At 70.0% G+C, this 15,087-nt stretch carries 7 protein-coding genes; 2 read left to right on the top strand and 5 right to left on the bottom strand.

Annotated elements, in window-relative coordinates; genetic code table 11:
• Positions 1–93: 93 nt before the first annotated feature.
• The 4 genes from ACWEK3_RS16305 to ACWEK3_RS16290 form a co-directional block, all read right to left on the bottom strand.
• Positions 94–1,347 (bottom strand): cytochrome P450 family protein, encoded by a 1,254-nt coding sequence (locus tag ACWEK3_RS16305; RefSeq protein ID WP_453249940.1) that lies wholly within the window; start codon positions 1,345–1,347, stop codon positions 94–96.
• Positions 1,348–1,484: 137 nt separating this feature from the next.
• Positions 1,485–2,465, bottom strand: coding sequence for a nucleoside triphosphate pyrophosphohydrolase (locus ACWEK3_RS16300; protein WP_450547110.1), 981 nt, complete (start codon positions 2,463–2,465; stop codon positions 1,485–1,487).
• Positions 2,466–2,598: 133 nt separating this feature from the next.
• Positions 2,599–3,246 carry a SurA N-terminal domain-containing protein gene (locus tag ACWEK3_RS16295; RefSeq protein ID WP_453249939.1) on the bottom strand — a complete coding sequence of 216 codons (648 nt, stop codon included), beginning with the start codon at positions 3,244–3,246 and terminating at the stop codon, positions 2,599–2,601.
• 189 nt (positions 3,247–3,435) lie between these two features.
• A complete protein-coding gene (locus ACWEK3_RS16290; RefSeq protein ID WP_450547108.1) occupies positions 3,436–4,263 on the bottom strand; it encodes a glycoside hydrolase domain-containing protein in 828 nt (275 codons plus the stop codon).
• Between the two features lie 224 nt (positions 4,264–4,487).
• Here ACWEK3_RS16290 and ACWEK3_RS16285 point away from each other — a divergent pair, with 224 nt between their 5' ends.
• Positions 4,488–5,204 carry a hypothetical protein gene (locus ACWEK3_RS16285; protein ID WP_453249938.1) on the top strand — a complete coding sequence of 239 codons (717 nt, stop codon included), beginning with the start codon at positions 4,488–4,490 and terminating at the stop codon, positions 5,202–5,204.
• Positions 5,205–5,351: 147 nt separating this feature from the next.
• Here ACWEK3_RS16285 and ACWEK3_RS16280 read toward each other — a convergent pair whose 3' ends face one another.
• Positions 5,352–8,381: an FG-GAP-like repeat-containing protein gene (locus ACWEK3_RS16280; protein WP_450539168.1), complete on the bottom strand. Its 3,030-nt coding sequence runs from the start codon at positions 8,379–8,381 to the stop codon at positions 5,352–5,354.
• Positions 8,382–8,863: 482 nt separating this feature from the next.
• Here ACWEK3_RS16280 and ACWEK3_RS16275 point away from each other — a divergent pair, with 482 nt between their 5' ends.
• A complete protein-coding gene (locus ACWEK3_RS16275) occupies positions 8,864–15,085 on the top strand; it encodes an RHS repeat domain-containing protein (RefSeq protein WP_453249937.1) in 6,222 nt (2,073 codons plus the stop codon).
• Positions 15,086–15,087: the final 2 nt, after the last annotated feature.

Below are 15,087 nucleotides of genomic sequence, written 5' to 3'. Positions count from 1 at the left end.
ACCGTTGAACATGTGTCATCTTCGTGCCCGTCATGGGGTAGGCGTGGAGCGGCGGCAGGCGCCTTTTCCTGCCTTGTCCGGCTTCCCTGCGACTTACCGACCGGGTGTGAACCGCACCGGCAGCGTCCGCAGTCCGCGCATGATGAGCCCGCCGCGCCAGCGCAAGTCGGCTGGATCTGTGTCCAGTTGCAGGTCCGGGAGCCGGGTGAGGAGGGTCGCCAGCGCGGTCTGACCCTCCAGACGGGCGAGCGGTGCGCCGAGGCAGTAGTGGATGCCGTGTCCGTAGCCGAGGTGTTGATTGTCACGCCGCCCGAGGTCGAGGACGTCGGGGCCGGCGAACCGCTCCGGGTCCCGGTCGGCGGCGGCCAGGACGACGAGGACCGGGTCGCCGGCGGCGATGTCCTGCCCGCCGATGGTGAGCGGCCGGGTGGCGTAGCGCCAGGTGGCCAGCTCCACCGGACCGTCGTAGCGCAGGAGTTCCTCCACTCCCGTCTCCAGCAGGCCGCCGTCCCCCTCGGCGAGGGCCCGCTGGAGCCGGTCCCGCTGCTCGGGGTGGGTGAGCAGGGCGTAGGTGCCGTTGCCGATGAGGTTGACGGTGGTCTCGAAACCGGCGAACAGAAGGATGAAGGCCATGGCGGCGGCCTCGTTCTCGGTGAGGTGCTCGCCGTGGTCGGAGGCGCGGATGAGGGCGGAGATGAGGTCCTCGCCGGGGGCGGGCTCGGCCGGGAGCGCCTCGCGCTTGCGGTGGATGAGGTCCGCGAGATAGCCGCGCATCTTCTTCACCGAGCGGGCGACCCCGCCGCGCGGGCCCTTGCCGTGGCGGATCATCATGCCCGCCCAGTCCCGGAAGTCGTCCTGGTCCTCGCGGGGAACGCCGAGCAGGTCGCAGATGGCGTAGATGGGCAGCGGGAAGGCGAACTCGTGGATGAGGTCGGCGGTGCCGCGCTCGGCGAACCCGTCGATGAGTCCGTCGGCCAGCTCCTGCACACGCGGGGCGAACTCGGCGACACGGCGCGGGGTGAACGCCTTGCTGACCAGCCGGCGCAGCCGGGTGTGGTCCGGCGGGTCGATGTTCAGCAGGTGGGTCATCAGCTCGGCCTTGCGCTCACCGGGGATGCCGGTCTTGCCCTTGGCGTGCGCGGGCTCGGCGTGGTGCGCCGGGTTCTTGGACAGCCGCTGGTCGGCCAGGGCCTCCCTGGCGTCCACGTACCGGGTGACCAGCCAGGCCTCCACTCCGCTGGGCAGCCGGGTCCTGTGCACGGGGGCGTGCTCGCGGAGCCAGGCGTAGGCCGGGTAGGGGTTGCTCGCGAACTCCCAGGTGAACAGGGCGGGTGGCTGGTCGTGCATACGGTTGACCCTAGCGCCGGGGGGTCGGCGCAAGGCTTTCCGCCCCCGCCGGCGCTGCCGCGGCCCCTCCCGTCCCTGGCGGCAATCCCCCGGTTCCCCTGCCGCTCCACCCCCACCCCGCCAGCGCCCTCAGGGCTTCAGTTGCCCTCCGCCTCTACGATCGCGTCCCGGTACGCGCGCGCCGCCGCGCGCAGGGCCGCCTCCGGGTCGACGCCCTCCGCCTCGGCGCGGGCGGCCAGCGCCAGCAGCTCGTACCCGAAGCCCTCCCTCGCCGGGAGGGGGACCTCCAGGCCCGCCGTGCGGACCCGGGAGGCCAGCTTGGCGGCGAGGGCGAGGCCGGGCTGGCCGAGGGGGACGCCCTCGGTCACGGAGGTGCGCCGCTTCTCCTCGGCCTTGGTGCGCAGCCAGTGCTCCTTGACCTCCTCCGGGGTGGTGGCGGTCTCGTCGCCGAAGACGTGCGGGTGGCGGTGGATCAGCTTGGCGACGATGGTGCCGGCCACGTCGTCGATGGAGAACGGCTCCTCGGGGTCCTCCTCGGCGATACGGGCGTGGAAGACCACCTGGAGCAGGACGTCGCCCAGTTCCTCGCGCAGCTCCTCGCGGTCGCCGTCCTCGATCGCCTCGACCAGCTCGTACGCCTCCTCGATGCCGTACTTGGCCAGGCCCTTGTGGGTCTGCCGGGACGACCAGGGGCACTCGGCGCGGATGCGGTCCATGACCTGGACGAGGTCGAGCAGGCGGGCGCCGGGCAGGTCGTAGGAGGCGGGCAGCAACTCCAGCTCCGGCATGTTCACACGGCCGGAGCCGGCCAGGCGGGCCAGTCCGTCGGTCAGGGCGGGTTCGCCCTCGCCGGTGGCCACGACGACGACCGTACGGCCGCCGGCGCACGCGTCCACCAGTTCCTCGGCGCTCGGTGCCGACTCGTCCACGGCTATGCCCGCCTCGCGCAGATACGGCAGCTGCGGATGGGCGCCGTCCGCGCACAGCACCCGGTCGGCCGCCCGCAGCGCCTGCCAGGCGGGCCAGGACAGCAGCCCGGGGGCGACCCGGTGGCTGGTGGTGAGCAGGACGATCCGGCCCGGGGCCGCTGCGGAGGTGGTCGCGCTGGTGGTGTTCACGGTCCGAACGTAACGCACACCGGCGACGCCACCCCTGGTTGTCCACAGGCCGGGGACTGTCCCCCGGCCCGGTTGTCCACAGGCCCGGCCGTCCGGCGTCCGGCCGTCCGGCGTCCGGCCGTCCGGCGTCCGGTCAGGCCGACTGCTTCGCGTCCACCGCCGAGACGTCCCGCAGCCACGGCGTCTTGGCGTTCACGAGGGTGCTCTTCTCGACGTCCCACGTGCCATAGCGCGGGTTGAGGTCGACGTGGAGTTCGGCGGAGGCCTCGGACAGCGCCTTCCAGAAGGCCGGCTGGCCGGCGTCGGTGTTCAGATGGGCCGCGAGCTTCTGCGCCTCCAGCTGGAGGCGCAGGTTGTCGTCGAGGCGCCGCGGCGGCACCCCGTACCGCTGGAGCCAGGTGTCCTCGAGCGCCTTGGCGCCGCCCGCCTGCTGTTCGAGACCGGTGCGCAGCTGCTGGATCTCGCGGCGGCTGACGCTGAGGCCGGCGTTCTTGGCGGCGCGGTCCAGCACCCGGTCGAGCACCATCTGGTGCAGCGTGTCCCGGGTGAGGGTGCCGGTCGCGGCGACGGCCTGCTGGTACTGCGCCTCGTCGGCCACCGCGGCACGCTGCGCGTCGCGCACCTCGCTCACCCGGCTCTGCAACTGCCCGAGCGTGATCCGCTGGCCGCCGATCACGGCCGCCGCGCCCGGACGCGCGTCGCTTCCACAGGCGGTGAGCAGGGGGGCCGCCGCGAGGATCGTGGCGGACAGGACGAGCGCGGTGCGACGGCGGCGGTGCAAGGAAACCTCCCGTGGTGGAGATTGTGCGGCGGTGCACAAAGTCTTGCGGTGATCGATATTAGGCAGCGGCCGGGCTCCGGCCAACCCATTCGACCAACGATTCACCACGACTTCGGGCACCGTCGCACCACGTCCGCCCGAGCGGGCGTCGGCCGACACGGAAACCGGGCGTCACCGCCCGGTTCCGGATCAGCCGGTGATTGCCACCGGGGCGTCCCAGGTGTCGCGGTCGACGGTGAGGGTGTAGCCGCCGCGAGTCTCCTTGCTGTTGACCATGTACTGGTGGGCGCGGCTGTGGTCGGTGAACTGGGTCTTGCCGAAGGGCCAGTCCGTGGTGGTGGTGTCCTTGCCGTCCCACAGGGCGTACCAGAGGTTGCCCGGCAGGTCGGTCTTGTCCGTCGCGGTGGCGATGGCCTTGGCGCTGGAGCTGGTGAAGCCGTAGAAGCCGGCCCGGTACGTCTTGGCGCGCAGTTCCTTGTCGAAGGCGCGGACGTAGGTCAGCACGGCGTTGTTGCACGCCTTGTCGGTGATGTCGTACGGCTCCATGTCGAGGTAGACCGGGCTGCCGGCCTTGATGCCGAGCGCCGCCGACTTGGCCACCGCGTCCTTGGCGTCGCTGGTGCCGAGGGAGGCGGCCGTGGCGGCGGTGAGCCGCTCGGGGTTGGCGCTCTTCTGGCAGGGCGGCTGGGCGCCGACGTACAGCGGGATGAGCTTCCAGCCCATGGAGCTGACCGACTTCACCCAGGAGGCGGTGAGGTTGGGCTGGGCGCAGCCGCGGTTCTTGCCGCCGATGTAGACGGCCGCGGCGCCGTAGTAGCCGGTGTTCCAGGCCTTCATGGCGCTCAGCGAGGGCGCCGTGCAGGTGTCGAAGGCACGGCCGGTGAAGGTCTTCTGGGCGGGCCAGACAGTGGCCGCCATGGAGGTCTGGGCCGCGATCCCGGCGCCGGCGACGACGACGGCCCCGGCCGCCGCCCACGTGATGTACCTGCGCTTCTTCGACTGCCGGTGCTCGGCCATCCCCACCCCTGTTGTCGTGTACGTGCTTGTTGCGCGTGTGCGGAGGAACGCTAACCGACGGAATGTCTCCGGCCTGAAAAGTGATCGCCTCGCTGGGCACAAGAATCACTCAAGACGCAGCAAAAACGCGCGTGTTACCTGCGACGGGCGCCGGTCCGGCCTGCTCGGGCGGCATAAGGTCCGCTGGCCACTCCTCTGTGGCCCAGCCCGAGAAAGCACCTCACATGCACTTCGCGTCCCGCGCCGCCCAAGTCCTCGCCCTGGCCGCTCTTCCCCTGGCCCTGACGGCCTGCGGCTCGTCCGGTTCGACCGGCTCGTCCGGGTCCGCCGGCCACGCGTCCTCCGGGTCCACCCGCGACCCCAACGCCGGTCTGCTCACGGGCACCCAGCTGAAGAAGGCCCTCGCCCCGGCGTCGTTCTTCGCCTCCGGCTTCGCCGTCGACCCGAGCGGGGCCAGGGACTCCGGCGACACCTACACGCCCCCGTCGAACGCCCCGGCGGCCAAGCCGGACTGCGCCAAGTTGGGCGGCACCGCCTGGATAGACGTCACCGGGATCGGTGGCGTGTCCTTCGCCCAGAACGACTACGTCCGCAAGGACACCTCCGAGGACATCGGCCAGGAGATCGACACCTACCGGGGCACGACGGCGGCGAGCGTCCTCAAGGCCGTGGAGAGGACGGCCACGGACTGCGCGAGCTTCACCGACTCGCAGACCCACACCAAGGTGAAGGTCACCGGCCACTCCACGCCCGGCCTGGGCGACGGCGCCTACACCCTCACCCTCACCGACCCGTCCTGGGAGAACGGCACGACCCTGGTCGCGGCCCGCGTCGGCACGAACGTCGTCAGCGTCATGTCGACGGACGGCCACGACAACGGGGCGGCGACGGCGAAGAAGCTCACGCTCCGGATCGTCGGCGCCCTGCGCAAGGAGTCCTGAGCCCGCGCGCGGACCGGAGCCAACCTCCCCGATCTCGCGCACGGGACGAACGGAACCGGCGCCGGACACGCCGCCGCGCCCCGGGGTGTACCCCGGGGCGCGGCGGGTGCCCGGTCCGCGGGCGGGACGGACGGATCGGGTCCGAGGTCAGTTCAGCGAACGGAAGCCCTGCAGCCCCGTGCCGACGACCGTACCCACGCCCCGGATGTCGGCATAGGTGAACAGGTCACCGTTGCTCCCGGTGGCCCACAGGCCCGGCTGGCCGCTTCCGCGCACGTCGGGTACGGCGGTGTAGAGCGGACGGTTGACGGCGGTCCAGCTGTTGCCGACCTGGATACGGCCCGCCAGGGAGCCGAGTCCTGCGCCGTCCGGACCGGTGGCGGTGAAGAGGTAGAGCTCACCGGTGGTCTTCTCACGGCCGAGGATCGCCGCACCGCCCGCACCCTCGCTCATCGCGCCGGGGGCCGCCAGGTCCAGCGAGGACCAGCCGCCGTCGCCGAGCAGGACCGGCGGCTGGTCGGCGTACTCGTCCAGGTAGCCGGAGGGCGAGCCGTAGTGCAGCCAGAGCTGGTCGCCCTTCTTCACCAGCAGGTCCGGGTAGCCGGGCCGGTCGTCGGGGCCGATGACGCCGTCGCCGTCGAGGTCCAGCGGCCCGTCGACGTCACCGATGGCGATGATCTGGTCGGCGCCCTGCCAGTGGTTGTTCTCGGCCGTCCAGACACCGAGCTCCCGGCGTTCGGTCAGGTCGATCGCGCCGGTGCCGTCGTTGGGCTCGACCCAGAGCCGGTCCTGCCGCTCCGTGGCGTCGTGGAAGAGCGCGATCAGGTCCTCGTACCCGTCATCGGTCCAGTCGCCCCGGCGGGTGGTCAGGGCGTCCTTGTAGCGGGCGGTCGCGGAGGCGGGCTGGCTCGCCTTGACCGCGTTGCCGGTGCCGTCGCCGAAGTAGCGCTGCAGAGTGCCGGCTCCGTCGACGGCCCACAGGTCGGGGTGACCGTCGCCGTTGATGTCACCGGGCTTGTCGGCCACCCGGGCGCCGTTGACGTAGAAGAGGTACGACTGGGTGTCCGAGCGGTTGCCCGCCCGGTCGACGCTGCGTGCGTAGAGGTACTGCGGCCCCGCCTTGGCGGGCGTCAGCTCGACGGTCACCGAGCCGTTCAGCCCGGTGGGGGTCGCGGTGACCACCTTCGCGTCCATGGTGGACCAGTACTCGTAGGAGGCGATGTCGGAGGCGGCTCCCGGGCCGAGGGTGAACACGCCCTTGGTGCGGACCGGAGACGTGTTGACCGGCCAGCCCGCGGAACCGTCCGGGAACTGCGGCGAACTGACGGCCGGCGGGGTGCTGGGGCGTACGGGGTCGAAGACGAAGCGGCATCCGGGGGCGCCCTGCGGGGGAGTCCAGTCGCTGGTCAGACTGCCGTCGCTGGCCTGCGCCTTCCAGGAGAAGTTGCCGTTCGCGACGGACAGATACGGCGTGAGTTTGGACTTGGCGACGGTGAGCCGGGCGACCGAACCCGAGGTGACGGCAACGGACTGGTTGACGATCAGCACGCCGTTCGGGTCGTCGTTGGGGTGGTGGCCGGTCGCCCAGAGGTGGAACTTCACGTTGACCGTGCCGCCGTCCGGGTCGCTGGCCTTGGCGGTGAGCTGGATGTCCGTGTCGCCGATGAAGCCGTACGGCGCGGTGTCACCACAGCCCGCGGCGTTCTTGGTGCTCGGGACGGTGTCCAGGGCAGAGGGCGCGCTGGGCGGCGAGTTGTACTCGGTGGAGAGGACCGCGGTCGAGGCGTCGAACTTCTTCCAGCCGTAGGTGTCGGTCTCGCTGGCCTGGAGGCCCAGGGTCATGGTCGCCCACTTGCCGTCGGCAGCCTTGATGGCGTTGCCCTTGACGTTGAACTCCAGGTTGCCCGCCGGGCAGGAGCTGGACCAGCCCTTGGCGTCGGTGACAGCGGCGAGCTTGGTTGCCCAGGTGGGCTGCTTGTTCCAGGTGGTGGCGGAGCTGATGGAGTTGGTGGCCCACAGCTCGACCGGCTTCTTGGTGCAGGACCAGGAGTGGGTGTTCTTGATGCGGAAGGTCGAGTTCACGATCGACTTGCCGGCCAGGTTGCGGGTGTCCATCGTGAAGAACGAGCGCCAAGTACCGCCGGTGTCCGATTCGTAGCCGACTCGGGCGACGTTGTCCGACTGGTTCCAGTAGGAGGTCGTCGGGTACTTCTTGGCGACTGCGGTCCAGTTGTTGCGGGCGCCTGAGACGAACGGGTCGATGAGGACGGGGAAGACCGTGTCCTCGGCTGTGAGCATGTCCTGCCGTGGCGTCAGCTTCAGCACGCCGCCCTCGACGGTCGCCGGCACCGTGTCTTCCTTGGCGCCGACCGCGCGGTCGAAGCCGTCCTGTTCCCCGCCGGGCTCCGCGTCAGCACCGAAGGTGCCGAGGGCGGCGGCGACCGAGCGTTTGCCGTCCGGTTCCACGCCCTCCGGGACGCCGGAGCTGTCCCACATGAGCGGCGTGGGAGCGGTGAAGACCTCCTGGCCCGCCGGGTTGACGGCGGCCAGGTTGCCGGAGGAGTCGGTGCGCACGTGCACGCCCGCCGCCCTGACCGGGAAGCTCAGCCGGGAGATACGCGGATCGGCCGCGGCCTCACGGGTCTTGACGACGAGGAGCTGCTGGAAGCCGGTGACACCGGCCCGCAGCTTCAGGTCCACCCCGGGGAGGACCTCGGGGTACGTGGCGGTGTCGCCGTCCAGTACCGGCTTCGGCAGTTTGCCGTCCCAGCCGAGGGACATGCTGCGGCCGTCGCGTCGGATGGTCGCCATCGCGGCGTCGCCGCCGCCGGAGAACTCCATGCCCACGGACGTCGCCTTGGGACGCACGGTGCCGTCGGCGTCGCGCACCAGGGTCGGGTCGGCGTCGACCAGCCGGCCGTGCTGTCGGACCCGGACCGGTACCGCGTACGTCTCCTGGGTGAAGGTACCGGAAGGGTTGGCGAACGTGCTGGAGAATTCACCGCGTTCGGAGACGACCTCGACGGGCTTTCCGGTCTCCTCGGCGCGTTTCAGGGCCTTGACGGCCGCGGACTGTGCGGCCGCGCCCTCCGGCTCGGCCGGTACGGTCGGAGCGGCGGTGGCGGTCAACGGCAGCCAGGCACCGAGGAGTCCGGCCGCGACGGCGCCGATGGCCACGGGGCGCAATCTTCGTCGGCCCCGGTAGGGGCGTGGTGTGGGTGACAAGTCTTCTTCCTCCCCCGCGTTTCACCCTCCGGCGCACGGCTGCGCAAGGCCTGGGCGAACGCAACAAGCTTGTGTGGAAGCGGTTATGTCGAACGAGTAGAGAGTAGCCAAATCTCCGATCGAGCAAATTGGACAATACGGTGCGTAAATGAGCCGTCGCTCAAAAAGACGGTCGATTTTCAGCCACTTGTGGCCATCTTCAAAGCTCCCGCCGAACATTGACGCCCAATATCCTTCACGGGCATTCAATGGTTCTTGACAAGGGGGGTACGGTGATCCGTCCACCAACACCTGGAGGACACAACCGTCCAAGAACACCGGCAATACGGCGAAGATGGACGAGGGTCGCGTCCGTCGCCATATCCGTGGTTCTGGTCAGTGGTCTCATAAGCGCTGAAACGGCCTTTGCCGCAGGCGGATTGCACCTTATTGGAGTGCAGAAGACACCACCCGTCCCGGTTTCGCCCGTCAAGAGCCGCGAACCGGGAAACCGGGACGACGCGGCCCGTGACGCCGGCGCCGTCCGTCCCGGCTCCGCATTGCCGAAGCCGGGAACGGCCAATGTCGATCTGCCGAGCGAACGCGGGCGGCTGACACGCGCGGGCAGCCTGCCGGTACGCGTCGGCGCACCGTCCGACGCGCGCAAGAAACCGCCGCGGAGCGCCCAGGTTCAGGTCCTCGACCAGCAGGCGGCCCGTCAGCTCGGTGTGGCGGGGCTGGTGTTCGCGGTGCGCGCCGATGACGCGCCCGAGCGGACCTCGGCCCGGGTGAGCCTCGACTACTCCACACTGGCCAAGCACTACGGCGCCGACTGGGCATCCCGTCTCATGCTGCGCCAACTTCCGTCCTGCTCGCTGGAATCGGCGGATGCGAAGGACTGCGGTGCCGGCACCGCACTCACCACGGACAACGATGCCGAGCAGCAGACGCTGACCGCGGACGTAACCCTGGGCGCCGCGTCGGACGCCTCCGGTGCCCCGGTCGCCCCGGCCTCCGGCGACCGGCACTCGGTGACCGGCCTCGCCGCCGGTCCCGGGGTCACCCTGCTCGCCGCCACCGCCACGTCGTCCGGCGCCAACGGCGACTACAAGGCGACCCCGCTCAGCCCGTCCGGTCACTGGACGGCGGGTGACTCCTCCGGCAGCTTCGGCTGGGGCTATCCCCTGGAAACCCCGGACACTCCGGGCGGCCTCGACCCCGACCTGGGGCTCGGCTACTCCTCCCAGTCCCTGGACGGCCGCACCTCGGCCACCAACAACCAGACCAACTGGGTCGGCGACGGCTGGTCGCTGACGGAGAACAGCATCGAGCGTCGTTTCACGTCGTGCAACGACGACATGAAGGACGGCAACAACAAGAACAAGAACGGCGACCTGTGCTGGGGCACGGACAACGCCGTCATGTCGCTCAACGGCGAGAGCCACGAGCTGGTCAAGGACGACAAGAGCGGCGTCTGGAAGCTCAAGGACGACGACGGCACCAGGATCGAGCGCCTCAAGGACACCGCCCGGGCCAACGGTGACAACGACGGCGAGTACTGGCGGATCACGGACACCGAGGGCACCCAGTACTACTTCGGCTACAACCGTCTGCCGGGCTGGAGCTCGGGGAAGGCCGAGACCCACTCCACGTGGACGGCCCCGGTCTACGGCAACCAGGCGGGCGAGCCCTGTCACGCGACCGACTTCGCCAACTCCTGGTGCGACCAGGCCTGGCGCTGGAACCTCGACTACGTCGTCGACCTGAACGGCAACGCCTCGGCCTATTACTACGAGGCCGAGACCAACCGCTACGGCCGGAACGTCTCCACCACCACCGGGCTGGGTACGCCCACCGAGTACGTCCGCGGCGGCTACCCGCTGCGGATCGAGTACGGGCTGCGCTCCGACAACGTCTACGCCGCCAACTCGGCCATGGCCAAGGTGGAGTTCACGGTCGCCGAGCGGTGCCTGCCCGACTCCGGCTTCGACTGCGACCCGGCGAAGAGGACCACGGCCAACGCCAAGCGCTGGCCCGACGTTCCGGTCGACCAGGAATGCAAGGCCGGCGACACCTGCAAGGACCGGATCGCGCCGACCTTCTGGACCACCAAGCGGCTCACCCAGGTGACCACCAAGGTCCTCGTCGGCTCCGCGTACAAGAGCGTCGACAGCTGGGCCCTTCGCCACCAGTTCCCGGACGCCGGTGACGGCTCCACCCCGGCCCTGTGGCTGGCCGGCATCACCCGCACCGGTTACACGAGCGACGGCTCCAGCAAGGCGCTGCCCGAGATCACCTTCAAGGGCATACAGCTTCCCAACCGCGTGGACTCCACCGGCGACGGCATTCCGCCGCTGGTGCGCTACCGGGTCCAGGAGATCGACACCGAGACCGGCTCCAGCATCGGCATCACCTACTCGGACAAGGACTGCAAGCCGGGGGACCTCCCCTCGGAGACCACCAACACCCGGCGCTGCTACCCGGTGTACTGGTCGTCGTCCGACTCCCCCGCCGCCGACTACAAGCCGGTGAAGGACTGGTTCCACAAGTACGTCGTCACCCGCGTCCTGGAGAACGACCTGGTCGGCGGCTCGCCCACGCAGCAGACCGACTACACCTACGTCGGCGGTGCCGCCTGGGCGAAGAGCGAGGACGAGTTCACCCAGGCCGACCAGCGCACCTACAGCGACTACCGCGGCTACGGTGAGGTCCGCACCCAGGTCGGCAACGGCACCGACGGCACCCGGCTGGACAGCCGCACCCGCTACTTCCGCGGCATATCCGGGGCCAAGGTCGCCGACTTCGAGGGCAACGAGGTCGCCGACCACCCGTCCTTCGCGGGTGAGGAACGCGCCGAGATCACATACGACGGCAGCGAGGTGCTCTCCGAGGACACCTCCACACCGTGGCGCAAGGGCCCCACGGCGACCCGGGTCCGTCCCGGTCTGCCGGACCTGACCTCCGACATGACCGGGACGCAGGCGGAGACCACCCGCACCCCGGCCAAGGGCGGCGGCTGGCAGCGCACCAGGACGGAACGCACCTTCGACGAGTACGGCATGGTCGCCACCGAGACCGAGTACGGCGACACCGCCAGGTCCGGCGACGAGTCGTGCACCGTCACCACGTACGCCCGGAACACCGCGGCGAACATCCTGGAACTGGAAGCGTCCGAGAAGGCGACGGCGGGCACCTGCGCGGCACCCGGTGAACTGATCTCGGAGACCCGCACCTACTACGACGGCTCCACCACGCTGGGCGCCGCCCCGACCGAGGGCAACGCCACCCTCCAGCGGGAGAACAACGGCGCGGGCACCGGCTTCATCGACGCCGCCACCACCGTCTACGACTCCTACGGCCGCCCGGTGAAGGTCACCGACACCGAGCAGAACAGCGTGGTGACGACCTATACCCCGACCACCGGCATGCCGACGAAGACGGTCGTCACCGCCCCGCTCGGCCAGACCCTCACCACCGAGACGGACCCGGTGCGTGGTGTGCCGGTCGCGGAGACCGACGCCAACGGCAAGCGGACCGAACTCGGCTATGACGCCCTCGGACGGCTGACGGGCGTCTGGGAGCCCGGACGGGTCCGGTCGGCCTACCCGGACTCGCCCAACGCGGCCTACGAGTACCAGATCTCGCGGACCGCGCCCCCGGTGGTCACCACCCGGGAACTGCGCGGCGACGGCTCGACGGAGACCAGCTACGAGATCTACGACGGTCTGCTGCGCGAGCGCCAGACCCAGTCCCCGTCGGACACCGGCACCGGCCGCGTGCTGACCGAGACGCAGTACGACTCGCGGGGCCTGAACTGGAAGGTCTTCGACGACTACTACGCCACCGGTGCACCGGAGCCCAAGCTGGTCGCCGGCGACGACACCAAGGCGCCTGCGGTGGCCCGGATGGTCTACGACGGCGCCGGCCGCCCGACCCTGTCGGTCGCCATGAAGTACGGCACCGAGACCCGGCGCACCACTGCGGTGTACGACGGCAACCAGACCACGGTCATCCCCCCGAAGGGTGGCGCGTCCAACACCACGGTCACCGACGCGCTCGGCAGGACCGTCGAGGTCATCGAGTACACCAACGAGGCCCGCACTGCCTCGCAGTCCATCACGTACGGCTACGACAAGCGGGGCATGCTGGAGCGGATCACCGACCCGGCGGGCAACGTGCGCACGTACACGTACGACGCGCGCGGCCGGGAGACCCACTCCGAGGACCCGGACCTGGGCACCGTCGACACCACCTACGACTCGATGGACCGGCCGCTCACCGCGGCCGACTCCCGGGGCGTGGTCCTGACCAACGTCTACGACCAGCTGGGCCGCCGTACGGCGCTCAAGCAGGGTTCGACCGCGCTCTCCGAGTGGAAGTACGACTCGGTCGCCAAGGGTGAGATGGACGAGACGCGCCGGTACGTGGACGGCGAGGCCTACGTGCAGCGCATCACCGGCTTCACCGACGACTACCAGCCCACCGGCATCGAGGTGACCATCCCGTCGTCGCAGGGCGCGCTCGCCGGCACCTATGCCTTCGGGTACGGCTACAACGAACGGTCCGGGCTGCTCAACCAGGTCAACCAGCCCGCCATCGGCGACCTGCCCGCCGAGCGGGTGGCCACCCGGTACGGCGCCGACGACCAGGCGCAGGGCCTGACCGCGAGCGGCCGGATCCTGGTCAACTCCGCCACGTACGACCCCTTCGGCCGTCTGCTGCGCTCCGAGTACAACGACCAGGCACGGAGGTTGTACCGCACCTGGTCCTACGACGAGCACACCGGTGAGCTGCTGCGGACCACCACGGACCGCACCATGGCACCGTCCCGCGTCGAGGACACGCAGTACGCCTTCGACCTCGCGGGCAACATCAACAAGATCACCACGGTGACCGGGCAGGACGACAGCAAGCTGACGGACACCCAGTGCTTCGTCAGCGACGCGCTCCAGCGGATCACCGAGGCATGGACCGCGAAGGACGACTGCGCCGCCCCGGCCAGCGCGGCGACCGTCGGCGGCCCCGAGCCGTACTGGCTGTCGTACCGCTACGACGGGATGGGCAACCGGACCGAGGAAGTGCGGCACGACACCTCCGGCAACTCCGCCGGGGACGTCAAGCGCGCCTACCACTACGCGAAGCAGGACGGCACCAAGCCGACCGCGCTGACCTCCGTGAGCACCACCAAGAACGGCACGGACACGGTCACGGACACCTTCGCGTACGACGCCACCGGCAACATGACCACCCGGGAGATCGGCAGCCGGAACCAGAAGCTGAGCTGGGACGCCGAGAACCAGCTCGCCAAGGTGGAGGAGGAGAACGGCACCACCACCGAGTACACCTACGACGCCGACGGCGAACGCCTGCTGCGCAAGGACAGCACCGGCACCACCCTCTATCTGCCCGGCGGAAACGAGCTGCTGCTCACCCCGGCCGGCAAGAAGGAGGGCACTCGGTACTACGACTTCGACGGCGACACGGTCGCGGTCCGCACGAGCGGAACGATCCAGTTCCTGTTCGACGACCACCACGGGACGGCGACCACCGCGATCGACGCCACCACCCAGGAGGTGCAGCGCCGTTCCCTCGCTCCGTTCGGCGAGTCCCGGGGGGCGGTCTCGGCCGCCGCGTACTGGCCCGGGAGCCAGGGCTTCGTCGGGGGGACGGTGGACAACACCGGTCTGACCCAGTTGGGAGCCCGGGCCTACGATCCCTCGCTGGGCCGGTTCATCAGCGTCGACCCGATGACGGACGTCGGCACGTCGCAACGGATGAACGCGTACGCCTACGCGAACAACAACCCGGTCACCTTCTCCGACCCCGACGGACTCTTCTTCGGGAAGATCATCGGCAAGGTCAAGAGCGTGGCGAAGAAGGTCGCCGCTCCGGTGGTCAAGACGGTCAAGAAGGTCGTCAAGAAGACCGTGGCCGTCGTCAAGAAGGTCGTCAAGACCGTCAAGAAGGTGGTCAAGAAGACCGTCCAGAAGGTCAAGCAGACGGTCAAAAAGGTCGCTCGGGCCGCGAAGAAGGTCATCAAACGCACCGTACAGACGGTGAAGAGGTACGCGAAGAAGACGTACCACTACACGAAGAAGGTCTACCGGTCCGCCAAGGCGGTCGCCAAGTCGGTGGGCAAACGGGTGGCCGCCAAGGCGACCTCCGCCGCCAAGACGGTGGCGAGGGGAGCGAAGACCGTCTACAAGGCGGCCACCAGCAAGACGGCGGCCAAACTCCTCGGCGATGTGAGCACGTTCACCGGAACGATCGCCGGCATCGCCGCGATGGTGCCCGGTGGTCAGGGCGTGGCCGGAGCGATGGGGGCGATATCCCTGGCGACCGGAGTGGCATCGGCGGGCGTCTACGCCCTCAACGGTGACAAGTCGGCCGCCGCCAGCGCACTGGCCACGACCGCCGCCGCCGTGGTCCTGGGCGGTGCCGGTTCCGCAGTCAAGCTCATCCGGGGCAGCGGAGCGGTCGCCAAGGGCGCCCGGGCCGCCCTCGGTGACGGGCTCTCGGGGGTCGGTGGCAAACTGATCGCGACCGGGGGTCGGGCGGAGAAGGCGATCGGCCGGGGCTCCATCGCCCTGCACACGACCGCCGCCAACATCGGCGGATGGCCGGGCATGGTGGAGGACGGGAGGGCGCTCATGAGCGGCGAACCCGTCGCCCCCTGATC

It is taken from the genome of Streptomyces sp. NPDC004721 (genome assembly GCF_053601495.1).
Note: the sequence above shows the minus strand (reverse complement) of the source record. Positions and strands in the feature narration are given on the sequence as shown.

Coding starts and splice junctions, on each gene's coding strand:
- ACWEK3_RS16305 (WP_453249940.1), bottom strand. CDS start 1,347: ATGCACGACCAGCCACCCGCCCTGTTCACCTGGGAGTTCGCGAGCAAC.
- ACWEK3_RS16290 (WP_450547108.1), bottom strand. CDS start 4,263: ATGGCCGAGCACCGGCAGTCGAAGAAGCGCAGGTACATCACGTGGGCG.
- ACWEK3_RS16285 (WP_453249938.1), top strand. CDS start 4,488: ATGCACTTCGCGTCCCGCGCCGCCCAAGTCCTCGCCCTGGCCGCTCTT.